Origin of the sequence: Hydrogenophaga atypica, from assembly GCF_042665215.1 — a bacterium.
Taxonomy (GTDB): Bacteria; Pseudomonadota; Gammaproteobacteria; order Burkholderiales; family Burkholderiaceae_C; genus Hydrogenophaga; species Hydrogenophaga defluvii_A.
In genome coordinates this window covers 121,328-146,348 of the sequence record NZ_JBHTCA010000006.1, presented here as the reverse complement: position 1 = coordinate 146,348, position 25,021 = coordinate 121,328, and the positions used below count along the sequence as shown (strand labels likewise).

Below are 25,021 nucleotides of genomic sequence, written 5' to 3'. Positions count from 1 at the left end.
TAGCATGGCCCAATGTTGAGGAAAGTTGAGCCAATCATGAACCCTACCGACGATTCCGGTCGGCGCGACGAGGACGTCGGTGTCCCCGTGTCGGTCAAGATCCGCGAGCGGATCAAGAGCGCGCGCAAGCGTTTCCACTCCAACGACAACATCGCCGAGTTCATCCAGCCTGGCGAACTCGACAAGCTGCTCGACGAGGTGACCGTCAAGATGCAGGGCGTGCTCGACGCCATGGTGATCGACACCGAGAACGACCACAACACCGGTGACACCGCGCGCCGCGTGGCCAAGATGTACCTCAAGGAGGTCTTCAACGGTCGCTACGTCAAAGGCCCCAGCGTCACCGAATTTCCCAACGCCGAGCACCTCAACGAGCTGATGATCGTCGGGCCCATCACCGTGCGCAGCGCCTGCAGCCACCACTTCTGCCCGGTCATTGGCAAGATCTGGATTGGTGTGATGCCCAACGAGCACACCAACGTGATCGGCTTGTCCAAGTACGCGCGCCTGGCCGAGTGGATCATGGGCCGCCCACAAATCCAGGAAGAGGCGGTGGTGCAGCTGGCCGATCTGATCCAGGAAAAAACCCAGCCCGACGGCCTGGCCATCGTGATGGAAGCCAGCCACTACTGCATGGCGTGGCGCGGCGTGAAGGACATGGACAGCAAAATGATCAACTCGGTCATGCGCGGTGTGTTCCTCAAGGACCCCAACCTGCGGCGTGAATTCCTGTCCCTCATTCCCCGAAAGAACTGACCATGCTGGTGCGCCTGCTCTACGTCAGCCGCGCGGTCGAAAAAGACTGCTCGGCCGCCATCGAATCCATCCTGCACGCCTCGCGCAACCACAACCTCAACCACGGCATCACCGGCATCCTGTGCTACGGCGGTGGGGTGTTCTTGCAAGCCATCGAAGGCGGTCGCGAGGCGGTCAACAAGCTCTACAACCACCTGATCGAAGACGATCGCCACACGGACGTGGTGCTGCTGCACTACGAAGAGATCACCGAGCGACGCTTTGGTGGCTGGACCATGGGCCAGGTCAACCTGAGCAAGCTCAACACCTCCATCGTGCTCAAGTACTCTGAAAAACCCGAGTTCGATCCGTATTCGGTGTCGGGCAAGGTGTCCTTGGCCTTGTTGGAAGAGTTGATGGCCACCGCCTCCATCATCGGTCGCGCCTGAGCGCAGTGCTCCCGCAAGGCCGCAGCCCGTGCCCGGTGCTGCGGCCTTTGCCATTCTGAACCACCGTGTCGCCCACCGCTTTCCTGCTCATCGTGCTGGCCGGTCTTATCCACGCCGGCTGGAACATCGTCGCCAAAAAGGCCGGTGGCGACGCGCGGTTTGCCTTTTTTACGGCCGTGCTGATGATGCTGGTGTGGGCGCCTTTGGGTGCTTGGCTGGGCGTGGACGAGGTGCCCCGCTGGGGCGCCACCGAATGGGCCTTTGTGGTGGCCAGCGGTGTGTTGCATGTGGCCTATTACGTGGTGCTGTTGCGCGGCTACCGCAAAGCGGATCTCACCGTCGTCTACCCGCTGGCGCGCGGCACCGGCCCGCTGTTGTCGTCGCTGGTGGCCATCGTCTGGTTGGGCGAGCGCATCTCGGCCCTGGGGGCGCTGGGCATCGCGGGGGTGGTGGGTGGTGTGTTCCTGATCGCCGGTGGGCCCGGCTTGTTGCGTGCTGCGCACGACCCCACGGCGCGTGCTCGGGTGCACAAGGGCATGTGGTACGGGGCGATCACGGGGGTCTTCATCGCGTCCTACACCGTGGTGGACGGCTACGCGGTGAAGGTGCTGCTGATGTCACCCATCCTGGTGGACTACATGGGCAACTTTGTGCGGGTGGCCGTGCTGGCACCCAACGCCTTGCGCGATCAGACGGCGATGTGGGCCCTCTGGCGCACGCAGTGGCGCCACGCGCTGGTGGTGGCCATCATCAGCCCGGTGGCTTACGTGCTGGTGCTCTACGCCATGCGTGAAGCCCCGCTGTCGCACGTGGCGCCGGCGCGCGAGGTGTCCATGCTGTTCGCCGCCTTGCTGGGCGGGCATCTGCTGGGCGAGGGTGACCGCATCGCGCGCCTGTTCGGCGCCGCGTGTATTGCGGGTGGTGTCACCGCCCTGGCCTTGGGATGAGCATGAACCTGCCGGCCGTCATCGGTTGCGACTTTTCCAGCGCCCCTTCGCGCCGCAAACCCATTGTGGTGGCGCACGGCCGGTTGGTGAGCGGGCGGGTGGCATTGGGTCACATCGACACCTTCGACAGCCTGGACACCTGGGCCGCGTGGCTGGCGCAGCCGGGTGACTGGGTGGGGGGCTTCGACCTGCCTTTTGGTCTTCCGCGTGAACTGGTCGAACACCTGGGCTGGCCCACCGAGTGGAGCGCTTGTATGGACCACTACGCCGCCTTGTCGCGCGAGCAGATCCGCGCGCAGTTTGCCGCCTTCTGCGATGCGCGTCCCGCCGGCCACAAGTTTGCCCACCGAGCCACCGACGGCCCGGCCGGTTCCAGCCCCAGCATGAAGTGGGTGAATCCGCCGGTGGCCTACATGCTGCACGCGGGCGTGCCGCGGCTGCGTGCGGCCGGCGTGGCCATGCCCGGTTTGTGCGCGGGTGACCCTCGGCGTGTGGCGCTGGAAGCCTACCCCGGCCTGCTGGCGCGCGAGCTGTTGGGGCAGCGTTCTTACAAAAGCGACGACAAGGCCAAACAAACGCCCGAGCGCCTGATCGCGCGCAAAGACCTGGTGGAGGCGCTGGAGCAGGGCCGCACGCGGTTGGGTTTGCGTCTCAAGCTCAGCCACGCGCAGCGCGATGCGCTGGTGGACGACGCCAGCGGCGACCGTCTGGACGCGGTGTTGTGTGTGCTGCAGGCGGCGTGGGCCTTGACACAACACCTGGCCGGGCGCTCCCGCTACGGCTTGCCCGAAAGCGATCCGCTGGAGGGTTGGATCGTTAGCGCCGCCTAGAATGGCGGGGTTCGGTCGTTCAGACCGGGCATGCGTTCTCAGGGCGGGGTGAAATTCCCCACCGGCGGTGATGGTGGCCTGGTCCACACGAGTGCCGCGAGCGCCTGGGTGCCTGTCACCCAGGGTCAGCAGACTCCGGTGAGATCCCGGGACCGACGGTCACAGTCCGGATAAAAGAGAGCGCGAGCCGCTTGCGCGTGCTGGCCTTTGGGTCGCATGAGGCGTGCGCGTGCTTGTGCGCCCTGATTCAGTCCACTCCTTTTTGAGGAAACCATGAATCAGACCCCACTGCCTTCCCACCTTCGTTTTGCGTTTGTCGAGGCCTCCTGGCACGCCGACATCGTGCACCAGGCGCGTGACGCCTTTTTCGAGACCATGGCGCAAGCCGGGTTTGGTGCCGATGCCATCGACGTGTTCGATGTCCCCGGCGCTTTTGAAATCCCGCTCCACGCCCAGCGGCTGGCGCGCTCAGGGCGCTATGCCGCCGTGGTGGGCAGCGCGCTGGTGGTGGACGGCGGCATCTACCGCCACGACTTTGTGTCGGCCACCGTGGTGCAAGCCCTGATGGACGTGCAATTGCAGACCGGCGTGCCGGTGATTTCGGCTGTGCTCACGCCCCACCACTTTCACGAACACGCGGAGCACCGCAAGTACTTCCTGCGTCACTTTGCCGTCAAGGGCACGGAAGCGGCCGAGGCTTGTTTGCAGACGGTGGCCAGTTTGCTGCGTCTGCCGCCGGTGCTGGGCTGATCAGCCGAAAGGGCGCACGCCGATCAGCAGGCCGTGGGCCCACAAGGCAAACACCACCCAGCTGGCGCCCCCCACCAGCACCGACACGGCGGTGCCGGTGCGGCTGGCGGCCGGGTAGGTGGTGCCCAGGGCGCGGTCGTGGCGGCGACTGACAATGAACAACACCACCGCCCAGGCCAGGAAACCGCCGAACAGCAGCACATCAGCCAGGTTGCCGTTGGCCAGCAGGTGGGCCAGCGCCCACAGCTTGGTGCCCAGCAGCATGGGGTGGCCCCAGCGCGCCTTGAACACATTGCGTGGCACGTAGGCCGCCGCCAGCAACACAAAGCTGCCGAGCGTGAGCAGGCTGGCCGCGTGGCGCATGCCCAACGGGGGCACCCACAGCGTCACAGGTGCCTGACGGGCCAGGCCATAGCCCCAGCAGATGGCCACAAAACCGGCCAGGCTGACCAGGCTGTAAAGGCCTTTCCAGGCGCCTTCGCCCAGGCGGGCGCGGGTCGCGTCGCGCCAGGGCGCGGCGAAGACGCGCACGGAGTGCACGCCCAAAAATATCACGAGGCCGAGGATCAGCAGGTTCATGGCGGGTGCGGTTGCGAGGTGGTGCCGATGTGGCTGCCGCATTATGGTTCAGCCATTCCGGTGACGCGCGCAGTGCTCACAAGACCCCCAAGTGGCGGGGGCAGGGGTATGCTCAGGCCCATGTTGCGATGTGCTGCCGTGTGGTGTGTGGCTTGGTCTGTGTGGGCTTTGGCCGGGGCAGCGCCCGCGCGCGGTGGGCACGCCGACGGCGAGGTGTTGCTGGGGGCCGTGGTGCTGCGGGTGGTGGATGGCGACAGCCTGTGGGTGCGCCCGTCGGGTGGTGCGCCACTGCGCCTTCGGGTGTCGGGCGTGGACGCGCCGGAGATTTGCCAGCGCCATGGGCGCGAAGCGCGCGATGCGCTGGCCACACGCTTGCAAGGCCACACAGTGCGTGTCACCCTGCAGCACAAAGACACCTACGACCGCTGGCTGGCGCGCGTCGATGGCCCGGACGGTGATGTGGGCGCTTGGCTCGTGGGGCAGGGGCACGCCTGGTCCATGCGCTGGCACAACAACCCAGGTCCATACGCCGTGCAGGAGAGTGCGGCGCGCAAGGCGCGGCGGGGGCTGTTCAGCGAGCCACGCCCGGAGCCACCACGCGATTTCAGGCGCCGGAATGGGCCCTGTCAGGCCGGTGGTGCGCCACACACCGGGCAGCCAGGTTGACGGCCCATGCGGATGTCGGTGAAGGCCATGCTGCGGCCGTCCAGCATCAGCAAGCGGCCCACCAGCTGTGAGCCCATGCCCGACAAAATTTTGAGCGCCTCGGCCGACTGCATGGTGCCCACGATGCCCACCAGCGGCGCAAACACGCCCATGGTGGCGCAGCGCACCTCTTCCATGTCGTCGCTCTCGGGGAACACGCAGGCATAACACGGGCTGTTGCTATCGCGCGGGTCGTACACCGAAAGCTGGCCATCCAGACGGATGGCCGCGCCCGACACCAGCGGCACACCATGGCGCACACAGGCGCGGTTGATGGCGTGGCGGGTGGCGAAGTTGTCGGTGCAATCGAGCACCACCTGGGCCTGGGGCACGAGTTGGTCCAGCAGCGTGGCGTCGGCCCGCTGCAGCACGGTGGTGATCTGCGGATCGGGGTTGATGGCCGACATGGCTTCGCGCGCCGAGGCGGCCTTGGCCATGCCCACACGGGCCAGCGTGTGGGCCACCTGGCGCTGCAGGTTGGTGGCGTCCACCGTGTCGTGGTCCACCAGGGTGATGTGGCCGACCCCGGCGCTGGCCAGGTAGAGCGCCACCGGTGAGCCCAGGCCACCGGCACCAATCACCAGCGCGTGGGATGCCAGCAACCGTTCCTGCCCCTCGATGCCCAACTCGTCGAGCAGAATGTGGCGCGAGTAGCGCAGCAGCTGTTCGTCGTTCACGCGTGGGCCTGAGCGCTCAGTTCTCTTTTTTCTCTTCCGGGCGTTCGGTCTGCGTCTTGCTGACGATCACCGGCTGGCCTTTGAGTCGGTTGAGCGCTTGCTGCAGCTGGAAGTCTTTGTCGGAGCCGAACTCGGGCATCAGGCGCTGGCCCGGGTTTTTGCGGGTTTCCTCTTCCAGGCGCAGGCGGGCGCGTTCGCGCGCTTCCTCGCGGGCCTTGGTGGTTGCGGCGTCGGGCTTGTCGGCGTTTTTGTCCTGGCCGTTGCCCAGGTGGGCGGTCAGATCGGCCTCGCGGGTGCGCAGGGCCGCAAACAAGTTGCCTTCTTCGGTTTCGTCCACCAGCACCTCGGGCACGATGCCCTTGGCTTGAATCGAGCGGCCCAGCGGCGTGTAGTAACGCGCGGTGGTGATCTTGAGCGCCGTGTCGGGGCCCAGCGGGCGCACCGTCTGCACCGAGCCTTTGCCAAAGGTCTGGCTGCCCATGATCACGCCACGTTTGTGGTCTTGCAGCGCACCAGCCACAATTTCACTGGCCGAGGCCGAACCCTCGTTGACCAGCACCACAAGGGGCACGGTCTTGAAGACGCCCTTGGTGTTGTCGGTCAGGCGTTTGATGGGGTCGTTGCCGCCCCGGCGCAGGTAGAACTGGGGCGCGGCCTTGTAGACAAACTTGCTTTCTTCGAGCTGGCCGTTGGTGGAGACCACGGTCACGTTTTCGGGCAGGAAAGCGGCCGAGATAGCCACCGCTGCGTCGAGCAGACCGCCCGGGTCGTTGCGCAGGTCCAGCACCAGGCCTTTGAGCTGCGGCGATTCCTTGTGGATCTCTTCGAGCTTGCGGGCGAAGTCTTCCACCGTGCGTTCCTGGAACTGCGACACGCGCAGCCAGGCGTAGCCGGGTTCGATCACCTTGGACTTGACGCTCTGGGTCTTGATTTCCTCGCGTGTGATGGTGACCGGGAAGGTCCGGTTCTCATCCTTGCGGAAGATGGTCAGTTGCACCTTGGTGTTGGGCTCGCCGCGCATGCGCTTGACGGCGTCGTTGATCGACAGGCCCTTGACCAAGGTGTCGTCGATCTTGGTGATCAGGTCGTTGGGCTTGAGGCCAGCGCGAAAGGCGGGTGAGCCTTCGATGGGCGACACCACCTTGACCAGGCCATCTTCCATGCTGATTTCGATGCCCACGCCCACAAACCGGCCGCTGGTGCCCTCGCGGAATTCCTTGAAGGACTTCTTGTCGAAATACTGGGAGTGCGGGTCCAGGCTGGCCACCATGCCGGAGATGGCATCAGAGATCAGCTTTTTCTCGTCCACCGGCTCCACGTAGTCGGTCTTGACCATGCCAAACACCGCTGCCAGCTGCTGCAGCTCCTCCAGCGGCAATGGCGACAGCGTGCCCCGTGCCACGGCTTGCACCTGCACGGTGGTCAGTGCGCCCGCCATCGCGCCCAGCGCAATCCAGCCGGCGATCTTCAGTTTCTGGCCCATGTCCCAACACCTTCAAAAATGGTCAAGGCAATATACACCTCAGAGTGCGCTCCAAGGTTTCGGTTCCGCAAAGACCATGGCTCGCTTCTGCGAAGCAGATTGTCCAATGGGCCGCAGCGCCGGGCCGCCCCAAGCAAGGCCGCGCCCCCATGGGGGGCAGCGACCCGCGGAGCGGCGGAGCGTGGGGGTGGCCATTCAGGCCTTGCCCTGATTGGCCACGGCAGCAGCAGCCCGGGCCGCCGCCTCGGCATCGCCCAGGTAGTAGCTCTTGATGGGCTTGAGGTTGGCGTCCAGCTCGTACACCAGCGGGATGCCGTTGGGGATGTTGACGCTGACGATGTCGTTGTCGCCGATGTTGTCGAGGTACTTCACCAGCGCGCGGATGCTGTTGCCGTGGGCGGCGATCACCACCCGTTGGCCACTCTGGATGGTGGGCGCCAGCACCTCGTTCCAGAACGGCATGACGCGGGCCACGGTGTCCTTGAGGCACTCGGTCAGGGGGATCTGCTCGGGCGACAGGGCGGCGTAGCGGCGGTCGCCGCGCTCGCTGCGCGGGTCGGTCGCTTCCAGGGCCGGCGGCGGCGTGTCGTAGCTGCGGCGCCACACCAGCACCTGCTCGTCACCATACTGCTTGGCCATGTCGGCCTTGTTCAGGCCTTGCAGGCCGCCGTAGTGGCGTTCGTTCAGGCGCCAGTCCTTGACGACGGGCAGCCAGGTGCGGTCCATCTCGTCGAGCGTGTACCACAGGGTGTGGATGGCGCGCTTGAGCACGCTGGTGAAGGCGATGTCGAAGTCCCAGCCTTCGGCCTTGAGCAGCTTGCCGGCCGACATCGCCTGCGACACGCCGGTGGGGGTCAGGTCCACATCGGTCCAGCCGGTGAAGCGGTTTTCAAGGTTCCAGGTGGATTCGCCGTGGCGGATCAGGACGAGTTTGTACATGGGGTGTGGGCGTGGTTCGGGGGAAGAAATCGCGTGCGGCCACAGCGGCGCAACCCGACATTCTAAAATCCCGGCTTCTCAAGAAAGGTTTGCTGTGAAGTTTCTGATCGACAACTGGATGCTGATCTCGGTGGCGGTGGCCTCGGGCGGCATGTTGCTGTGGCCCGCGCTCATGGGCGGCGGCGGTGCCGGTGGCCTCAACCCGACCGATGCCGTGATGCTGATGAACCGCGAAAAAGCGGTGGTGATCGACGTGTGTGGTGCCGACGAGTTTGCCGCCGGGCATGTGGCCGGGGCCAAAAACGTGCCGCTGGGCGAGCTGGAGAGCAAGTTGGCCGGCGTGGTCAAGAACAAAACCAACCCCTTGATCCTGGTGTGCGCCAGCGGCATGCGCTCCAAGCGCGCGGTGGCGGTGGCCAAGAAGCTGGGGTTTGAGAACGCCCATTCCCTGACGGGCGGTACGGCTGCCTGGCGCGCGGCCAGCCTGCCCATCGAGAAAGCCTGAAAATCCAGGCCGTTGAAGTTTTTCAGGAGTTCCGCATGAGCGCCGTCAAGATGTACACCACCGCTGTGTGCCCCTACTGCATCCGCGCGAAAGCGCTGTTGAAGCAGCGCGGGGTGGAGCAGATCGAGGAAATCCGCATCGACACCGACCCCGCAGCCCGCGCCCACATGATGGAGACGACCGGTCGCCGCACCGTGCCGCAAATTTTTATTGGCGACACCCATGTGGGTGGCTGCGACGACCTGATGGCACTGGATGCGCGGGGCGGCCTGCAGCCCCTCTTGGCCGCCTGAGATAATGCCCACCTGAGGGCCCGTTGCCGGAGCAACATCTCCGCAACGGGCTTCTTTGCGTTTCAACCCGACATTTCGCACATTCGAAAGATCACCATGGCCGACGAGCAGAACCCCGTTTTTCAGATCCAACGCGTCTACCTGAAGGAAGCGTCGCTGGAGCAACCCAACTCGCCCGCCATCTTGCTGGAGCAGCAGCAACCCAACGTGGACATCCAGCTGGGCGTGGCCGCCGAGCCGGCTGCCGAAGGCGTGTTCGAGGTCAGTGTCACCGCCACCGTGCACACCAAAATCGGTGACAAGACCGTGTTCCTGGTCGAGGTCAAGCAAGCCGGCATCTTCGAGGCCCGCAACATCCCCGAAGACCAGATGGGCGCCATCCTGGGCATCGCCTGCCCACAGATCGTCTACCCCTACCTGCGCGCCAACGTGGCCGACATCGTCAACCGCGCCGGTTTCCCGCCCGTGCACCTGGCCGAAATCAACTTCCAGGCCATGTACGAGCAGCAACAACAGCAACAACAGCAAGGCCTGACGCAGTAAGCGGCCGCCATGCGCGTGCTGGTCATTGGCGCGGGTGCCTGGGGCACGGCCCTGGCGGTGAGCGCCGCGCGCGACGGCCACCGCCGCGTGAGCCTGTGGTCGCGCGATGTGGCCCAGGCGGCCGAAATGGGTTCGTTGCGCCAGAACCGGCGCTACCTGCCGGGCATGGAGTTGCCCGTTGGCTTGCACATCGCTCACGCCGGTGACGCGCCGTTGGCCGCCTTGGCGCAGGCGCAAGACCTGGTGGTGGTGGGCACGCCCATGGCGGGCCTGCGCAGCACCCTGAGCGCCTTGGCCGGCGTGCGCGTGCCCGTGGTGTGGCTGTGCAAAGGCTTTGAAACCGCCCAGCCCGGCGCCCAGGGTTTGCTGGGCCACGAAATCTGGGCCCAGTTGGCGCCACAACACCTGCCCGACGCCAGCTGTGGCGTGCTCAGTGGCCCCAGTTTTGCGCAGGAGGTGGCACGTGGCCAACCCACCGCTCTGGTGGCGGCCTCACCACACGCCGACGTGCGCGACGCCATGGTGCGGGCCTTCCACGGCCCCAGCCTGCGTGTTTATGCCAACGACGACATGGTGGGGGTGGAGGTGGGCGGCGCGGTGAAAAACGTGCTGGCCATTGCCACCGGTTTGTGCGACGGGCTGCAACTGGGCCTCAACGCCCGCGCGGCCCTCATCACCCGGGGGCTGGCCGAAATCACCCGCCTGGGCCTGGCGCTGGGCGCGCGGGCCGACACCTTCATGGGCCTGTCCGGTCTGGGCGACTTGGTGCTCACCGCCACCGGCGACCTGAGCCGCAACCGCAAGGTGGGCTTGTTGCTGGCCCAGGGCCAGACGCTGCAGCAGGCGGTGGACTCGCTGGGCCACGTGGCCGAGGGCGTTTACTGCGCCCGCACCGTGGTGCAGCGTGCCCGCCACCTGGGGGTGGACATGCCCATCGCAGACGCGGTGGTGGCCTTGCTTGACGGCGCCTTGCGCCCCGACGAGGCGGTGGGCCGCCTCATGGGACGCGATCCGGCGGCCGAGCTTTAAAACTCCAGGTTGTCGATCAGGCGCGTTTTGCCCAGGCGTGACGCGCCCAACACCACCAGCTCGCCGGCCTGGCGCTGGTCGGGGGCGGGGGGCAACAGGTCGCTGCGGCGGCGCACGGTCAGGTAATCGCTGGCCCAGCCGCGGGCGTCCAGGGTTTCCCGTGCTTTGGCTTCCAGTTGGTGGAGGTCGATCCCGGTGGTCAGCGCCTCGCGCGCCAGCGCCTTGAGCGCCAGCGACAGCTGCACCGCTTCCTGCCGCTCGGCGGCCGACAGGTAGCCGTTGCGCGAGCTCAGGGCCAGGCCGTCGTCGGCACGGCAGGTGTCGCCACCCACCACCGTGATGGGCAGTGCGAATTGCCGCACCATGTGCCGGATGACCATCAGCTGCTGGTAGTCTTTTTTGCCAAACACGGCGGTGCGGGGCCCTTTGCCCTGCGCCAGCGCACACTGGAACAGCTTCATCACCACCGTGCACACACCGACAAAAAAACCGGGCCGGAAGTGGCCTTCGAGGATGTCGGCCAGTTCGGTGGGCGGAAACACCTTGTAGCCCTGGGGCTCGGGGTAGAGGTCTTTTTCGGACGGGGCGAACACGATGTCGCAGCCTTGTGCCGCCAGCTTTTCGCAGTCGGCTTCCAAGGTGCGCGGGTAGGTGTCGAAATCCTCGTGTGGCGCGAACTGCAGCCGGTTGACGAAGATGCTGGCCACGGTCACGTCGCCCAGGTTTTTGGCCTGTTTGACCAGGGCGATGTGGCCCTCGTGCAGGTTGCCCATGGTGGGCACAAAGGCGGGGGCATCAAAAGGGGCCAGCGCGGCGCGCAGGTCGGCAATGGTGTGAACAACTTGCATAGCGGAATCACCAGGCGTGGAGGGCGTCGTCGGGGAAGCTGCCGTCTTTGACCGCAGCAACAAAGGCGGCCATGGCAGCGCGCACGCTGTCCTGGCCGATCATGAAATTGCGCACGAACTTCGGGTTCTTGCCCAGGTTGATACCCAGCATGTCGTGCATCACCAGCACCTGGCCGGCCGTGCCTTTGCCGGCGCCAATGCCGATCGTGGCGCAACGCGTGAGTTCGTTTGTCAGTTGGGCGGACAACGTGGCCGGCACCATTTCCAGCACCAACATGGCCGCGCCGGCGTCTTGCAGCGCCAGGGCTTCGGTGCGCAAGCGCTCAGACGCAGCGTCTCCCCGGCCCTGCACGCGGTAGCCGCCCAGGGCGTGCACGGTCTGCGGCGTCAGCCCCAGGTGGGCGCACACGGGAATGCCCCGTTCGACCAGGAAACGCACGGTCTCGGTGGTCCAGCCGCCACCTTCGAGCTTGACCATGTGGGCACCGGCCTGCATCAGCACGCTGGCGCTGCGCAGCGCCAACTCGCGCGACTCGTGGTAGCTGCCGAACGGCAGGTCGGCAATCACCCACGTTGTGCCCTGCACCCGTTGCAGACCGCGCACCACGCTTTCGGTGTGGTAGCGCATGGTGTCCAGCGTCACGCCCACGGTGCTGGACAGGCCCTGGCAGACCATGCCCAGCGAGTCGCCCACCAACAGGCAGTCCACGCCGGCGGCATCGGCCACGGCGGCAAAGGTGGCGTCGTAGGCGGTGAGCATGGTGATTTTTTCGCCGCGCGCGCGCATGTCGTGCAGGCGGGGCAGGCTCACCGGCTTGCGCGGCGCCAGGGGCGACGCGGGGGGCAGGGTGCCGTAAGGCGTCGTCTGGGGGCTTGTCTCGCTCATGTGTCTGGTTTGTTGCAGTGCGAAAAGGCGGCAGTCTAGTCGAAGCGCGGTTTGCGCTGACCAGTGGTGAGGCGTGCGCAGACGGGCGGTGTGCTCCGGTGGTGGAAAATGCGGGTCCACAACGTGCCGTGGGGCGCAGGAAGCAGCAATGAGCGAAGTGGCAATGAACGACGTGATCGAGGTGGACTACGAGCAGCCCGCGTGCGCAACCCAACATGCCTGGGTGCGTGTGCCGGTGGAGCCAGGCCCACAGCGCCGGGCCGAACTCAAAGACAAGATCCGCCGCCTGCTCAAAGAGCGCAACGCGGTGATGGTGTCGCACTACTACGTGCACCCCGACCTGCAGGACCTGGCCGAGGAAACCGGCGGCCTGGTGAGCGACTCGCTGGAGATGGCACGCTTTGGCCGTGACCACGCCGCCACTACCCTGGTGGTGTCGGGCGTGCGCTTCATGGGCGAGACCGCCAAGATCCTCAGCCCCGACAAAACCATTCTGATGCCCGAGCTGGAGGCTCACTGCTCGCTGGACCTGGGTTGCCCCATCGATGCCTTCAGCGCCTTTTGCGACGCGCACCCCGACCGCACCGTGGTCGTCTACGCCAACACCAGCGCCGCCGTGAAGGCGCGGGCCGACTGGCTGGTCACCTCCAGCTGCGCGCTGGAGATCGTGGCCGCGCTGCACGCCAAGGGCCACAAAATCCTGTGGGCACCCGACAAACACCTGGGCGACTACATCCAGGGCCAGACCGGCGCCGACATGGTGATGTGGCAGGGGTCGTGCATCGTGCACGACGAGTTCAAGGCCACCGAGCTGCAAGCGCTGATGCACGAGCATCCCCAGGCCAAGGTGCTGGTCCACCCCGAAAGCCCGGCCGACGTGATTGCCCTGGCCGACGCCGTGGGTTCCACCAGCGCCATCCTCAAGGCCGCGCGGGAAATGGATGCACGCGAGTTCATCGTTGCCACCGACAACGGCATGATGCACAAGCTGCGCACGCTCAACCCGAGCAAGACCTTCATCGAGGCCCCCACCGCCGGCAACAGCGCCACCTGCAAGAGCTGCGCGCACTGCCCCTGGATGGCAATGAACGGCCTCGAAGCCGTGGCCCAGGTGCTGGAACAAGGCCACAACGAAATCCACGTGGAGCCCGCCACCGCCGCCCGCGCCCGGCTGCCCATCGACCGCATGCTGGCCTTCACCGCCGCCCTGAAGGGGGGCAACGACGCTGGCGCGCTGGTGCCGAACATCGGCGCCGCGTGAAGCGTGTGGTTCAGGCTGGTGTATAGGCCAGGCGGACGTAAATCGGGGCAAACGCCTCGGCCTGCGTCAGTTCGATGAGGGTTTCCTTGGCCAGCTCCAGCATGGCGATGAAGGTCACCACCATCACCGGTGCGCCTTTTTCGGGGTCGAACAGTTCGCCGAATTCGACAAATTTGCGCCCCTGCAACTGGCGCAACACCAAGCTCATGTGCTCGCGCACCGACAGTTCTTCGCGGCTGATCTTGTGGTGCTGGACCAACTTGGCGCGTTGCAGGATGTCGCGCCAGGCCTGTTGCAGTTCGCTGGCCGAGACATCCGGAAAACGCGGCACCAGGGCCTGCTCCACATAGACCTCGGCACGCAAAAAGTCGCGCCCGTACTGCGGTGCGTCGGCCAGCGCCTGGGCGGCCAGTTTCATCTGCTCGTATTCCAGCAGCCGGCGCACCAGTTCGGCACGCGGGTCCTCCGCTTCCTCGCCGTCCTCGGTCTTCTTGGGCGGCAGCAGCATGCGCGACTTGATCTCGATCAGCATGGCCGCCATCAGCAGGTACTCGGCCGCCAATTCGAGGTTGCTGGCGCGGATTTCATCGACATAGGCCAGGTACTGGCGCGTGAGCGCCGCCATGGGGATGTCGAGGATGTTGAAGTTCTGCTTGCGGATCAGGTAGAGCAGCAGGTCCAGCGGGCCTTCAAAGGCTTCGAGGAAGACCTGCAGCGCATCGGGCGGGATGTAGAGATCCTGCGGCAGTTTGAAGAGAGGCTCGCCGTACAGGCGCGCCAGGGCCACCTGGTCCACTACCTCTGGCATGTCGGCGGCCGTGGCGGCGGTCAGGGCTTGCGCCAGGCTGTCCAGGGACGCGGCGTCCGCGCCACCTTGGCTCATGGCGCTCAGCGCGGGTCGGCGTTGGTCTGGTACACGTAGGGCTTTTGGGCCACGCGGGCGGCGTTGGCCTGAGCCTGCTGGTCACGGTCCACCTGTTTGTCCCACAGCAGGGCGCGGCCTTCGCGTTGCTCGGCTTCCAGCGCGGGCTTGGCGGCCTTGAGGGAATCGATGAACTGCGTGGCGTCGGAGGTGTAGTGGGGGCGGGCGAAGAGGGACATGGCCAAAACCGTTCGGTCAGACGAAAACGGCAATTTTACCGGGAGCGGTGTCTGTCACAGGAAGGTGTGCAGGTGTTGTGCAAACCCCGATCGCTCGATGAGTGAGCGCGGCTGTTCGTTCACGCCCACCATGCCCAGCTTGCCGCCTTTTTTGTCCAGCGCCTTGTGCAGTTGCTCCAGGGCGTCCAGTCCGGTGGTGTCGAGCGAGATCATGTGGGTGGCGTCCAGCATCAGCGCCTGGCCCGGTTCGGCCGCTTCGGCGGCGGCCAGCAACGGGTCCACCTTGGCCACCGCGCCAAAAAACAGCGAGCCGTACAGCTTGAAGGTGATTTGCTGCGGCGTGCGCGCCACCTCCTCCACACGAAAGATGGCGCTTTGCCGCCGCACGAACAGCACACAGGCCAGCACCAGGCCCAGCTCCACCGCCACCGTGAGATCGAACACGATGGTGACAAAGAAGGTGGACAACATCATCAGCCGGTAGTGGTTGCTGAAGTGGCGCAAGCGGCCAAACTCGCGCCACTCGCCCATGTTCCAGGCCACAAACAGCAGCACCCCAGCCAGCACCGCCAGCGGGATGTGCATGGCCAACGGCGCGGCGATGAGCACCACGGCGGCCAGGGTGAGTGCGTGCACGATGCCGGCCACCGGCGACGTGGCGCCCGCGCGGATGTTGGTGACGGTGCGCGCGATGGTGCCGGTGGCCGGCATGCCGCCAAAAAACGGCACCACGGTGTTGGCGATGCCCTGGGCCATCAGTTCCTGGTTGGGGTCGTGTTTCGGACGGTCACCCAACTGGTCGGCCACGCGGGCACACAGCAGCGATTCGATGGCGCCCAACAACGCGATGGTGAGCGTGGGTGTGACCAGCAGGCGCACGGTTTCCCACGAAAACGCCGGCAGTTCGAAGGCGGGCAGACCTTGTGGGATGCCACCAAAACGCGAGCCAATCGTCTCCACCGGCAAACTGAAGACCCAGGCCAGCAGCGACAGTGTGACCAGCACCACCACCGGTGCCGGCAGGCGCGAGGTGGCGCGCAGGGCACTGACGGTGTCCATGTGGTCCAGGCGCTGGCGGAACTTCGAATCGACCGCCCACAGCCTGGGCCACACAAACAGACCCACCACACACAAGGCGCCCAGCAGCAGCGCGTGGCCGTTGATGGTGTGCAGGTGGCGGCCAATGATGGCGATCTGACTGAAGAAGTCGCCCGGCATCTTGGCGATGTCCAGCCCCAGCCAGTCGCGCAGTTGCGAGAGGGCGATCAGCACCGCGATGCCGTTGGTGAACCCAATCACCACACTCACCGGCACATAACGCACGAGGGTGCCCAGCTTGAAAAACCCCAGCAGGAACAGCAGCACCCCGGCGCTGGCGGTGGCAATCAGGAGGTTGGCCACACCGTAGCGCTCCACGATGCCGTAGACGATGACGATGAAAGCACCCGCAGGCCCGCCAATTTGCACCGACGAGCCGCCCAGGGCTGAAATGAGGAAGCCGGCGATGATGGCCGTCCACAGCCCGGCTTCGGGCTTGAGACCGCTGGCGATGGCAAAGGCCATGGCCAGGGGCAGGGCCACGATGCCCACGGTGGCGCCGGCCCCCACGTCTTTGGCCAGGCGTTCGCTGTTGTAGCCTTTCAGATCGCTCAGCAGTCGGGGGCGGAAGGGGGCCAGGGGCGGCAGGCCTTTGGGCAACATCGCGGCATGTTACAGCCGCTCGCATTTCACCGAACTGACAGACGGCACCCCAAAAGGCAGGGGTTTACACTGATTCGCCGCCATGTGGCGGCTTGGCAGGGAAGACATGAACAACACCATTCGCAACCGATTTCGCAACCGATGCGCCGCGCTGGGCCTGGCCGCCAGTGCGCTGGTACTGATGGGCTGCGACCCGCAGCGCATCAGCGAACTGGAAGAAGGCGTCTCGACCGAGGCCGATGTGCGCGAGCGTTTTGGCCCACCCGAGGCGGTGTGGGATGCGCCCGAAGGCGGTCAGGTGTACGAGTACAACCGCCAACCCGCAGGCGACGTGAACTACCAGATCACCATCGGTGCCGACGGCAAGATGTCGGCGCTGCGCCAGGTGCTCACCCCGCAGAACTTTGCCCAGATCACGCCGGGCATGGCCATGGAAGACGTGCGCCGACGCCTGGGTAAGCCCATGAAGGTCACGCCCTACGAACTCAAGCGCGAAACCCACCACGACTGGCGCTACCGCGACGGTCCCAACGACAGCGACCGCAAGGTCTTCACCGTGGTGTTCGACAGCGACCTGCGGGTGCTGTCCACGATGTCGGCGCGCGACCCTGAGTTGGACCAGGGCAGCCGCTGAGCCTTTAGCGCACTCTCATGCCGGGCTGGGCGCCCGGCCAGGGGTTCAGCACGTAAATGCCCGGGTTGGTTTTCTCGTCGCCATGGCTGGCCGCCAGCACTATACCTTCGCTCACGCCGAACTTCATCTTGCGTGGCGCCAGGTTGGCCACCATCACGGTGAGCTTGCCGATCAGATCGGCGGGCTGGTAGGCGCTGGCGATACCGCTGAACACGTTGCGCGTGATCGGATTCCCCTGCGGGTCAGTGCCCTCGCCCACGTCGAGCGTGAGGCGCAGAAGCTTGGTCGAACCTTCCACCGGCTCGCAGTTCACGATCTGGGCAATGCGCAGGTCGATTTTGGCGAAGTCGTCGATGCCGATGGTCGGCGCCAGTTCTTCGCCGCCTGGCACCACCTTCTCGGGCTCGGGCACGGCAGGGGCTTCGAACAGTGCGTCGAGTTGCTTCACGTCCACGCGCTGCATCAGGTGCTGGTAGGCGCCGATGGGGTGGCCGGCGCCCAGCAGGCGGTCGGCGTCGGCAAAGGCCAGGGCGGGCACTTGCAGGAAGGCTTCCACCTGGGCCGCCAGCGACGGCAGCACCGGCTTGAGGTAGAGGGACAGCAGGCGAAAGGCTTCGATGCAGGTGCTGCACACGTCCTGCAGGCGGGCATCCTGGCCGTCCTGCTTGGCCAGTTCCCACGGCTTGTTGGCGTCCACGTATTCGTTCACGCGGTCGGCCAGCAGCATCACCTCGCGCAGGGCGCGGGCGGTGTCGCGGGCTTCAAACAGGGCGGCGATGTCCACACGCTGCTCCTGCAGGCGCGACAGCAAGGCCTGGCCGTCGGCGCTCACCGTGCCCAGCTGGCCGCCGAAGCGTTTGGTCAGGAAGCCCGCCGCGCGCGACGCGATGTTGATGAACTTGCCGACCAGGTCGCTGTTGACCCGGGCCATGAAGTCTTCGGGGTTGAAGTCGATGTCTTCGTTGCGGCCGTTGAGTTTGGCGGCCAGGTAGTAGCGCAGCCACTCGGGGTTCATGCCCAGGCCCAGGTACTTGAGCGGGTCCAGGCCGGTGCCGCGGCTCTTGCTCATCTTCTCGCCGTTGTTCACGGTGAGGAAACCGTGCACATACACCGCGTTGGGCACCTTGCGGCCGCTGAAATGCAGCATGGCCGGCCAGAACAGGGTGTGGAAGGTGATGATGTCCTTGCCGATGAAGTGGAACTGTTCCACCGCCGGGTCGGCCAGGAAGGCGTTGAAGTCGCGGCCAGTCTTGTCAAATAGGTTCTTCAGCGAGGCCAGGTAGCCCACCGGCGCGTCCAGCCACACGTAGAAGTACTTGCCCGGTGCGTCGGGGATTTCGATGCCGAAGTAGGGCGCGTCGCGGCTGATGTCCCAGTCGCCCATTTTGGGTTTGCCATCTTCGCCGGGCTCGATCCATTCGCGGATTTTGTTGAGCACCTCGGGCTGCACCGCGCCGCTGGTGGTCCAGGCTTTCAGGAAGTCCAGGCAGCGCGGGTCGGACAATTTGAAGAAGAAGTGTTCCGAGGTCTTGAGCACGGGCTCGGCGCCCGACAGGGCCGAGTAGGGGTTCTTCAAGTCGGTGGGCGAGTAGACGGCGGAGCAGACCTCGCAGTTGTCGCCGTACTGGTCTTTGGCGCCGCACTTGGGGCACTCGCCCTTGATGAAGCGGTCGGGCAGGAACATGTTCTTCTGCGGGTCGAAGAACTGTTCGATGGTGCGGGTCTCGATCAGGCCATTGGCCTTGAGCGCGCGGTAGATGTCCTGCGCGAGCACGTGGTTCTCGGGGCCGTCGGTGCTGTGCCAGTTGTCGAAGGCGATGTGGAAGCCGTCGAGGTAGGGCTTGCGGCCGGCGGCGATGTCGGCCACGAACTGCTGGGGCGTTTTGCCGGCTTTTTCCGCCGCGATCATGATGGGGGCGCCGTGGGCGTCGTCGGCGCAGACGAAGTGCACCTCGTGCCCCAGCATGCGCTGGAACCGCACCCAGATGTCGGCCTGGATGTATTCCATGATGTGGCCGATGTGGAAATGGCCGTTGGCGTAGGGCAGGGCGGTGGTGACGAACAGGCGGCGGGGCGTCATGGTCTCGGGCTCGGTCAGGGGTCGCGGAAAGCTTGGGATTGTAGGTGGCAGGCCGTGCCGGCAGTGCCGCGTGGCGCCAACGGGCACAAAGCCAGCCAGCCCCAAGGGTCGGCCCGGCTTGGTTAGACTCTGCGCTCTTACAACCAGAGGCAGACGTATTTCATGGCGATCACAGCGCAGCACATCCAGGACGCCCTGCAGGGCGTGGTGGACCCCAACACCGGCAAGGATTTCGTCTCGTCCAAGTGCGTCAAGAACCTGCAGGTGCAGGACGGCGACGTGTCCTTCGACGTCGAGCTGGGTTACCCGGCCAAAAGCCAGATTCCGGGCTTTCGCAAGGCCTTGATCGCCGCTGCCAAAGGCGTGCAGGGCGTGGAGAACGTTTCCGTCAACGTGACCACCAAGATCACCAGCCACGCGGTGCAGCGCGGCGTGCAGTTGCTGCCCAGTGTCAAGAACATCATTGCCGTGGCCTCGGGCAAAGGCGGTGTGGGCAAAAGCACCACCGCCGTCAATTTGGCCCTGGCGCTGGCCGCCGAAGGCGCCACCGTGGGCATTCTGGATGCCGACATCTACGGCCCCAGCCAGCCCATGATGATGGGCATCGAAGGCCGGCCCGAAAGTGTGGACGGCCAGACCATGGAGCCGCTGGAGAACTACGGCGTGCAGGTCATTTCCATCGGGTTCCTGATCGACAAGGACGAGGCCATGATCTGGCGTGGCCCCATGGCCACGCAGGCGCTGGAGCAACTGCTGCGCCAGACCAACTGGAAAGACCTCGACTACCTGATCGTGGACATGCCACCGGGCACCGGTGACATCCAGCTGACCCTGAGCCAACGTGTGCCGATGACCGGCGCCGTCATCGTCACGACGCCGCAGGACATCGCCCTGCTCGACGCCCGCAAGGGCATCAAGATGTTCGAAAAGGTCGGTGTGCCCATCCTGGGCATCGTCGAGAACATGGCCGTGCACGTGTGCACGAACTGCGGCCACGTGGAGCACATCTTCGGTGCCGACGGCGGCAAGAAGATGGCGGCCGAATACGGCATGGACTACCTGGGCGCGTTGCCGCTGAAGATGCAGATCCGCGAGCAGGCCGACAGCGGCCGCCCCACCGTGATTGCCGACCCCGATGGCGAGGTGGCTGGCCTCTACAAGGCTGTGGCGCGCCAGGTGGCCATCAAGATCGCGGCCAAGGCCAAAGACTTCTCCAGCAAGTTTCCCACCATCAAGGTGTCCAAGGACACCTGAAAGCCACACCATGGCCGAGCGCCCAACCCTCACTGTCGCCGTGGTGATGCGGCGCGAGCCGGTGGCCGGCCCGCAGGCAAGATGGATGCCCTGGCGCTGGGTTTTGGCCGACGTGGTGCCCCAGGCCGAGCTGGGGCTGCCCGACGACGTCACCACCGTTCAGCGCATTGAAGACACCCAGGGTGGTGAGGCGCATGGGGCCGAGCATTGGGTGTTCCCGGGGTTTCGCATCGAGCTGTACCGCGACGATGTCGAAGGGCATTTCCTCAACCTCTCCACCGAACGCCCGGCCGTGTGGGTGATGTGGCGGCCCGATGAAAGTGGGGCGCCCGAGGCCTTGCCCGCGCCACAGATCGTGACCCTGAGCTACACCGACGCCGGCCGCTGGCTGGACGCGCAGGAGCGCGTGGACCAGGTGCCGGCCACCGCCGACATGGTGGCGTGGCTGCGCGCTTTTGTGGCCGAGCATTACCAGCCCGAGGCCAAGCGCCGCAAGCGGCCCGAGAGCTTCCGCCCGCTCACCGACCGCTTCGGGCAGCCTGCCCGCATCTCTACCGACAAGTTCAAACCTGGTGGACAGGGGCCAGGGTTGGTACCAGGGCAGGGTCGGGGAGGCGCGGCGCCATGACACTTCGCATCGGCATTTCGGCGCGCCTGTTGCACGAGCCACCCGCCGGCCTGGGCCTGCCGCAGAAACGCCTGCAGTTTCTCGAAAGCTCCATGGCGCACTGGATCATGGCGCACGGCGCCATCCCACTGATGATGCCGTTCGTGGACGAAGCCAGCCCACAATTGGTCAACCGCGCCCCGGTGGCAGAGATGGTGGAGCTGCTCGACGGGCTGGTGCTGCAGGGTGGCATCGACATCTGCCCCGAAACCTACGGCGAGGCCTTGCGCCACCCGGACTGGGCCGGCGATCCGATCCGCGACCGCTACGAGCTGGCCTTGCTGCGCGGCTTCATCGAGGCGGGCAAACCGGTGCTCGGGGTGTGCCGGGGCGCCCAACTCATCAACGTGTATTTTGGCGGTTCGCTGATGCAGGACATCCCCTCCGATTGCGAGGGCGCCACCCTGCACCAGGACACCGCCCGCTATGACCGCCTGATGCACGACGTGTCTTTTGAGCCGGATTCCCTGCTGGCCACGCTGTACCCGGCCCCACTGCCACATCGCATCACCAGCATCCACCACCAGTGCGTGAACCGTCTGGGCGATGGCCTGGTGGTGGAAGCGCGTTGCCCGCAAGACGGCGTCATCGAAGCCATCCGCCATGCCGGGCCCGGCTTTGTGCTGGGCGTGCAATGGCACCCGGAATTCCACTTGAACCTGGACGAAGCGCTGCAAGGCCTGCTCGACAGCGGCCCGGTGATGCAAGCCTTTCTGGACGCCGCCTGGGCCAGTGCTGACCGCCCCCGCACGGCGGCAACGGCATGAGCACCGACGACGGTTTTTTCTCGCGCTGGTCGCGCCGCAAGGCGCAGGTGCGAGGCGGTGAGGCCGTGCCAGAGCCGACAACGGCTTCGCCCGCAGCCCCCTCACCCGCACAGGCGCCCACCGTGGGCACCCAGGGCCGCACCGCGCCCGCTGCGGTGCCCGCCGTGGCGCCTGCGCCCGCCGACACACCTGCCACCGAAGTGGTGCCCGCCGCACCACCCGCACCCACGCTGCAAGACACCGAGGCACTCACGCCTGCGTCCGACTTCAGCCGCTTTGTGGCGCGTGACGTGGCGCCCGATGTGCGCAATGCCGCCGTGAAAAAACTGTTTGCCGATCCCCACTTCAACGTGATGGACGGTTTGGACATCTACATCGACGACTACAGCAAACCCGATCCGCTGCCGCTGGCGTTGGCGCGCAAGCTCACCAGCGCGCAATTCATGAAGGTGTTTGATGCACCTGAGCAAGCGCCCGAGGCAGCCCCTCAGGATGCACCTCAGGTGCCCTCTCAGGCAGCGTCCGCAAAGCGGCCCGAGCCAGCCGCTGCCGACAACCTACCCCCTCCCACGGAACCGACCGAGCCCCATGGGCCCCCCGCATGACCACGCTGATCTGCAACTGCAACCGCACCATGCCGCTGGACGTGCCCGCTCTGGGCCGCGCCCTGGGCGAAACGCTCACCGAACACACCACGCTGTGCCGCCGCGAGGCGCCCGCCTTTCAACAGGCCGCCCGCAGCGGCGACGACCTGGTGGTGGCCTGCACCCAGGAAAGCCGCCTGTTCGTTGAACTCGCCGAGCAGACAGAAGGCAGTCCACCGCTGGACGTGCGGCCCATCCACTTCGTCAACCTGCGCGAGACCGGCGGTTGGGGCCGCGAAGCCCAACAGGCCACACCCAAGATGGCCGCGCTGCTGGCCGCAGCCCGCCTGCCTGAGCCCGAGCCGGTGCCCACGGCCACCTACAAAAGCGCCGGCCGGCTGTTGGTGATCGGTCCGCTGGAGCGGGCTGAGGCCCTGGCCACCCACGTGGCCGACACGCTGCAGGTCAGCCTGTTCGCCACCGGTGGCGCTGGCATGCAGGCGCGCCGCTACCCGGTCATAGCTGGGCGCCTCGCGCGCGTGAGTGGCTGGCTGGGCGCCTTTGACGTGAGCTGGGCCACCGACAACCCCATCGACCTCGACCTCTGCACCCGCTGCAACGCCTGCGTGTCGGCCTGCCCCGAAGGCGCCATCGGGCTGGATTACCAGATCGATCTGAACGCCTGCAAGTCCCATCGCGATTGTGTGAAAGTCTGCGACGCGCCCGGCGCCATCCAGTTCGGTCGCGACGCCACCGAGCACAGCGAGCGCTTCGACCTCGTGCTCGACCTGCGCGACGCACCCGCCTTCACCCAGCACGCTTTGCCCCAGGGCTATTTCCACCTGCCGGCCAGTGCAGATGCCGCGGCGCAGCTGAGCGCCCTGCTCAAGCTGCGCGAGCTGGTGGGCGAGTTCGAAAAGCCCAAGTTCTTCCAGTACAAGGCCAAGCTCTGTGCCCATGGCCGCAACGAACAACTCGGCTGCAACGCGTGTGTGGACATCTGCTCGGCCTCGGCCATCCAGTCGCGCCTGGACAGCGACGCCAAGCGCAACCAGATCGAGGTCAACCCCTACCTGTGTGTGGGCTGCGGCGCCTGCACCACCGTGTGCCCCACCGGTGCGTTGAGCTACCACTACCCGAGCGCGCCCGACCAGGGCCGGCGCGTGCGCACCCTGGTGTCGGCTTACACCAAGGCCGGTGGCAAGGCCGCTGCGGTGCTGTTCCACAGCCAGCAGGCTGGGTCCGCGCTGATCAGCGACCTGGGCCGCGCGGCCAGCCTCGACAAGTCGATCAACGGCGTGCCCGCGCGCGTGCTGCCGCTGGCCGGCTGGCACACCGCCAGCCTGGGCCTGGAGGTCTGGCTGGCCGCCAAGGCCTGGGGCGCCAGCCAGGTGTGGGTGCTGGCCACCGGCGAAGAGGCACCCGACTACGTCCGTGCGTTGGGTGAGCAGATGGCCATTGGCAATGCCTTGTTGCAAGGCCTGGGCTACGCGGGTGAACATTTCCGCCTGCTGCACGCCCGCGATGCGCGGGATCTGGCCACCCTCGACGCCGACCTGCGCGCCGCGCCGGCCGCCACTGTGGCCGTGCCCGCTGCGTTTGCGGTGCAGGCCGAAAAACGCGCCACGCTGGAGCTGGCGCTGGACCACCTCATGGCCCACGCGCCCCAGCGCAACGAGACGCCGATTGCCTTGCCCGCCGCCGGCTCGCCTCTGGGCCAGGTGCTGGTGGATGCGAACAAGTGCACCCTGTGCCTGAGCTGCGTGAGCGCCTGCCCGGCCAGTGCGCTGCTCGACAACCCCGACCGCCCACAACTGCGCTTCACCGAGAAGAACTGCGTGCAATGTGGCCTGTGCGTGAAGACCTGCCCCGAGGACGCCCTGCAACTGCAGGCCCGCCTGTTGCCCCTTGATGCGCGCAAGCAGCCGCGTGTGCTCAACGAAGCCCAGCCCTACGGCTGCATCCGCTGCGGCAAACCCTTTGGCACGCTCAAGGGCGTGGAGGCCATGTTGGGCCGTCTGGCCGGGCACAGCATGTTCCAGGGCGCAGCGCTGGAGCGCCTCAAAATGTGTGGCGACTGCCGCGTGATTGACCTGCACACCGCCACCAACGAATCCCGCATCACCGACCTGTGACCCCGCCATGAGCCTGCCACCCCCCACCAGCAGCGCGCTGGACGAAGAAACCGCCCGTGCCGAGGTCTACGGCCTGTTGGCCGCCCTGTACTACGCGCCGCCTCCGGCCGAGTTGCTGGCGCAGATCCGTGTGGCCGTGACCGAGGCACCGGCGAGCGGCGCCTTTCTGGAAGAAAGCTGGCGCCAGTTGGTGGGCCGGACACGCGAACTCAGCGACCAGGCCGTGGCCGATGAGTTCGACGCCTTGTTCGGTGGCCTGGGCAAACCCGAGGTGCAGCTGTTTGGCTCCCACCACCTGAGCGGTTTTTTGAACGAAAAACCGCTGGCCGCGCTGCGCGGCGATCTGGCCGCGCTGGGCCTCACGCGCGACGAGGCCATGCCCGAAACCGAAGACCACATCGCCTACCTGTGCGAGGTCATGCGTTTCCTCATTGCTGGTGACGATGTCGAAGTCTCCAACCTCACCCGCCAGCAGGCCTTCTTCACCACCCACCTCCAGCCCTGGGTGATGGCCTTGTGCGACGCGCTGGAGGCCCATCCCAAAGCGCGCTTCTACGGTGCCCTGGCCGGCTTCACGCGGGCGTTCTTCAGCGTCGAGGCACAGGGCTTTGACATGTTGACCTGAACCGATCGGAGGAG

At 66.1% G+C, this 25,021-nt stretch carries 28 protein-coding genes and 1 riboswitch; of the genes, 18 read left to right on the top strand and 10 right to left on the bottom strand.

Going from position 1 to position 25,021, the window contains the following annotated elements; genetic code table 11:
- Positions 1-36: 36 nt before the first annotated feature.
- From folE to ACFQPB_RS11215, 5 genes are all read left to right on the top strand, one after another.
- Positions 37-756, top strand: a complete 720-nt coding sequence (gene folE / locus ACFQPB_RS11235; RefSeq protein ID WP_382203237.1) for a GTP cyclohydrolase I — start codon at positions 37-39, stop codon at positions 754-756.
- A 2-nt stretch (positions 757-758) separates the two neighbouring features.
- The gene (locus tag ACFQPB_RS11230; protein ID WP_382203239.1) at positions 759-1,184 is read left to right on the top strand and encodes a BLUF domain-containing protein; all 426 of its coding nucleotides are present in this window, start codon (positions 759-761) and stop codon (positions 1,182-1,184) included.
- Between the two features lie 65 nt (positions 1,185-1,249).
- Positions 1,250-2,131 carry an EamA family transporter gene (locus ACFQPB_RS11225; RefSeq protein WP_382223111.1) on the top strand — a complete coding sequence of 294 codons (882 nt, stop codon included), beginning with the start codon at positions 1,250-1,252 and terminating at the stop codon, positions 2,129-2,131.
- Between the two features lie 2 nt (positions 2,132-2,133).
- Positions 2,134-2,961 carry a DUF429 domain-containing protein gene (locus ACFQPB_RS11220; RefSeq protein ID WP_382223339.1) on the top strand — a complete coding sequence of 276 codons (828 nt, stop codon included), beginning with the start codon at positions 2,134-2,136 and terminating at the stop codon, positions 2,959-2,961.
- Positions 2,962-2,991: 30 nt separating this feature from the next.
- Positions 2,992-3,147: riboswitch (FMN riboswitch) on the top strand.
- An 87-nt stretch (positions 3,148-3,234) separates the two neighbouring features.
- The gene (locus tag ACFQPB_RS11215) at positions 3,235-3,711 is read left to right on the top strand and encodes a 6,7-dimethyl-8-ribityllumazine synthase (RefSeq protein ID WP_382203243.1); all 477 of its coding nucleotides are present in this window, start codon (positions 3,235-3,237) and stop codon (positions 3,709-3,711) included.
- On the opposite strand, the gene ACFQPB_RS11210 is transcribed toward ACFQPB_RS11215, so the two are convergent.
- Positions 3,712-4,290 (bottom strand): NnrU family protein, encoded by a 579-nt coding sequence (locus ACFQPB_RS11210; RefSeq protein WP_382223108.1) that lies wholly within the window; start codon positions 4,288-4,290, stop codon positions 3,712-3,714.
- Between the two features lie 120 nt (positions 4,291-4,410).
- Between ACFQPB_RS11210 and ACFQPB_RS11205 the strand changes: the two genes are divergently transcribed.
- The gene (locus ACFQPB_RS11205) at positions 4,411-4,956 is read left to right on the top strand and encodes a thermonuclease family protein (RefSeq protein WP_382223105.1); all 546 of its coding nucleotides are present in this window, start codon (positions 4,411-4,413) and stop codon (positions 4,954-4,956) included.
- Here the strand turns inward: ACFQPB_RS11205 and ACFQPB_RS11200 are convergent.
- From ACFQPB_RS11200 to gpmA, 3 genes are all read right to left on the bottom strand, one after another.
- The gene (locus ACFQPB_RS11200) at positions 4,917-5,672 is read right to left on the bottom strand and encodes a HesA/MoeB/ThiF family protein (protein WP_382223102.1); all 756 of its coding nucleotides are present in this window, start codon (positions 5,670-5,672) and stop codon (positions 4,917-4,919) included. The two genes, ACFQPB_RS11205 and ACFQPB_RS11200, sit on opposite strands and share 40 nt — an antisense overlap.
- A gap of 16 nt (positions 5,673-5,688) precedes the next feature.
- Positions 5,689-7,155: a S41 family peptidase gene (locus tag ACFQPB_RS11195; RefSeq protein ID WP_382203251.1), complete on the bottom strand. Its 1,467-nt coding sequence runs from the start codon at positions 7,153-7,155 to the stop codon at positions 5,689-5,691.
- A 195-nt stretch (positions 7,156-7,350) separates the two neighbouring features.
- Positions 7,351-8,094 carry a 2,3-diphosphoglycerate-dependent phosphoglycerate mutase gene (gene gpmA, locus ACFQPB_RS11190; RefSeq protein ID WP_382223099.1) on the bottom strand — a complete coding sequence of 248 codons (744 nt, stop codon included), beginning with the start codon at positions 8,092-8,094 and terminating at the stop codon, positions 7,351-7,353.
- A 94-nt stretch (positions 8,095-8,188) separates the two neighbouring features.
- On the opposite strand from gpmA, the gene ACFQPB_RS11185 reads away from it, so the two are divergent.
- The 4 genes from ACFQPB_RS11185 (at position 8,189) to ACFQPB_RS11170 (ending at position 10,464) form a co-directional block, all read left to right on the top strand.
- Entirely contained in the window at positions 8,189-8,599 is a 411-nt protein-coding gene (locus ACFQPB_RS11185) for a rhodanese-like domain-containing protein (protein WP_382203255.1), read from the top strand.
- 35 nt (positions 8,600-8,634) lie between these two features.
- Positions 8,635-8,892: a glutaredoxin 3 gene (gene grxC, locus ACFQPB_RS11180; RefSeq protein ID WP_382203257.1), complete on the top strand. Its 258-nt coding sequence runs from the start codon at positions 8,635-8,637 to the stop codon at positions 8,890-8,892.
- A 96-nt stretch (positions 8,893-8,988) separates the two neighbouring features.
- Positions 8,989-9,435: a protein-export chaperone SecB gene (gene secB / locus ACFQPB_RS11175; protein ID WP_382203259.1), complete on the top strand. Its 447-nt coding sequence runs from the start codon at positions 8,989-8,991 to the stop codon at positions 9,433-9,435.
- A gap of 9 nt (positions 9,436-9,444) precedes the next feature.
- Entirely contained in the window at positions 9,445-10,464 is a 1,020-nt protein-coding gene (locus ACFQPB_RS11170; protein ID WP_382223096.1) for an NAD(P)H-dependent glycerol-3-phosphate dehydrogenase, read from the top strand.
- Here ACFQPB_RS11170 and panC read toward each other — a convergent pair.
- Together panC and panB are read right to left on the bottom strand one after the other, a co-directional pair.
- Positions 10,461-11,312 (bottom strand): pantoate--beta-alanine ligase, encoded by an 852-nt coding sequence (gene panC, locus ACFQPB_RS11165; protein WP_382223094.1) that lies wholly within the window; start codon positions 11,310-11,312, stop codon positions 10,461-10,463. The genes ACFQPB_RS11170 and panC overlap by 4 nt on opposite strands.
- A gap of 7 nt (positions 11,313-11,319) precedes the next feature.
- Positions 11,320-12,198, bottom strand: a complete 879-nt coding sequence (panB, locus tag ACFQPB_RS11160; RefSeq protein ID WP_382223091.1) for a 3-methyl-2-oxobutanoate hydroxymethyltransferase — start codon at positions 12,196-12,198, stop codon at positions 11,320-11,322.
- A gap of 148 nt (positions 12,199-12,346) precedes the next feature.
- On the opposite strand from panB, the gene nadA reads away from it, so the two are divergent.
- The gene (nadA, locus tag ACFQPB_RS11155; RefSeq protein WP_382223088.1) at positions 12,347-13,459 is read left to right on the top strand and encodes a quinolinate synthase NadA; all 1,113 of its coding nucleotides are present in this window, start codon (positions 12,347-12,349) and stop codon (positions 13,457-13,459) included.
- A 10-nt stretch (positions 13,460-13,469) separates the two neighbouring features.
- Here nadA and ACFQPB_RS11150 read toward each other — a convergent pair whose 3' ends face one another.
- Genes ACFQPB_RS11150 through ACFQPB_RS11140 form a run of 3 tightly spaced genes read right to left on the bottom strand, consistent with a single transcriptional unit; the run spans position 13,470 to position 16,261 of the window.
- Complete coding sequence (locus tag ACFQPB_RS11150; protein ID WP_382223336.1) at positions 13,470-14,351, bottom strand: segregation and condensation protein A; 882 nt, start codon at positions 14,349-14,351, stop codon at positions 13,470-13,472.
- Positions 14,348-14,560: a DUF3460 family protein gene (locus tag ACFQPB_RS11145; RefSeq protein WP_382223085.1), complete on the bottom strand. Its 213-nt coding sequence runs from the start codon at positions 14,558-14,560 to the stop codon at positions 14,348-14,350. The genes ACFQPB_RS11150 and ACFQPB_RS11145 overlap by 4 nt, the downstream gene beginning before the upstream one ends.
- A 54-nt stretch (positions 14,561-14,614) precedes the next feature.
- Positions 14,615-16,261 carry a SulP family inorganic anion transporter gene (locus ACFQPB_RS11140; RefSeq protein ID WP_382223083.1) on the bottom strand — a complete coding sequence of 549 codons (1,647 nt, stop codon included), beginning with the start codon at positions 16,259-16,261 and terminating at the stop codon, positions 14,615-14,617.
- A gap of 106 nt (positions 16,262-16,367) precedes the next feature.
- Between ACFQPB_RS11140 and bamE the strand changes: the two genes are divergently transcribed.
- Entirely contained in the window at positions 16,368-16,895 is a 528-nt protein-coding gene (gene bamE / locus ACFQPB_RS11135; protein ID WP_382223080.1) for an outer membrane protein assembly factor BamE domain-containing protein, read from the top strand.
- 4 nt (positions 16,896-16,899) lie between these two features.
- Here the strand turns inward: bamE and metG are convergent, their stop codons facing one another.
- The gene (metG, locus tag ACFQPB_RS11130) at positions 16,900-18,975 is read right to left on the bottom strand and encodes a methionine--tRNA ligase (protein WP_382223077.1); all 2,076 of its coding nucleotides are present in this window, start codon (positions 18,973-18,975) and stop codon (positions 16,900-16,902) included.
- A gap of 162 nt (positions 18,976-19,137) precedes the next feature.
- Between metG and apbC the strand changes: the two genes are divergently transcribed.
- Genes apbC through ACFQPB_RS11100 form a run of 6 tightly spaced genes read left to right on the top strand, consistent with a single transcriptional unit; the run spans position 19,138 to position 25,007 of the window.
- On the top strand, positions 19,138-20,229 hold the full coding sequence (gene apbC, locus ACFQPB_RS11125) for an iron-sulfur cluster carrier protein ApbC (RefSeq protein ID WP_382223074.1): 1,092 nt from the start codon (positions 19,138-19,140) through the stop codon (positions 20,227-20,229).
- A 10-nt stretch (positions 20,230-20,239) separates the two neighbouring features.
- A complete protein-coding gene (locus ACFQPB_RS11120) occupies positions 20,240-20,857 on the top strand; it encodes a DUF3305 domain-containing protein (protein WP_382223071.1) in 618 nt (205 codons plus the stop codon).
- Positions 20,854-21,663: a gamma-glutamyl-gamma-aminobutyrate hydrolase family protein gene (locus ACFQPB_RS11115; protein WP_382223068.1), complete on the top strand. Its 810-nt coding sequence runs from the start codon at positions 20,854-20,856 to the stop codon at positions 21,661-21,663. Before ACFQPB_RS11120 ends, ACFQPB_RS11115 begins: the two co-directional genes overlap by 4 nt.
- Positions 21,660-22,268: a DUF3306 domain-containing protein gene (locus tag ACFQPB_RS11110; RefSeq protein WP_382223067.1), complete on the top strand. Its 609-nt coding sequence runs from the start codon at positions 21,660-21,662 to the stop codon at positions 22,266-22,268. The genes ACFQPB_RS11115 and ACFQPB_RS11110 overlap by 4 nt, the downstream gene beginning before the upstream one ends.
- On the top strand, positions 22,265-24,382 hold the full coding sequence (locus ACFQPB_RS11105) for a 4Fe-4S binding protein (protein ID WP_382223064.1): 2,118 nt from the start codon (positions 22,265-22,267) through the stop codon (positions 24,380-24,382). The genes ACFQPB_RS11110 and ACFQPB_RS11105 overlap by 4 nt, the downstream gene beginning before the upstream one ends.
- A gap of 7 nt (positions 24,383-24,389) precedes the next feature.
- Entirely contained in the window at positions 24,390-25,007 is a 618-nt protein-coding gene (locus ACFQPB_RS11100) for a TorD/DmsD family molecular chaperone (protein ID WP_382203288.1), read from the top strand.
- The last annotated feature ends 14 nt before the right edge of the window (positions 25,008-25,021 follow it).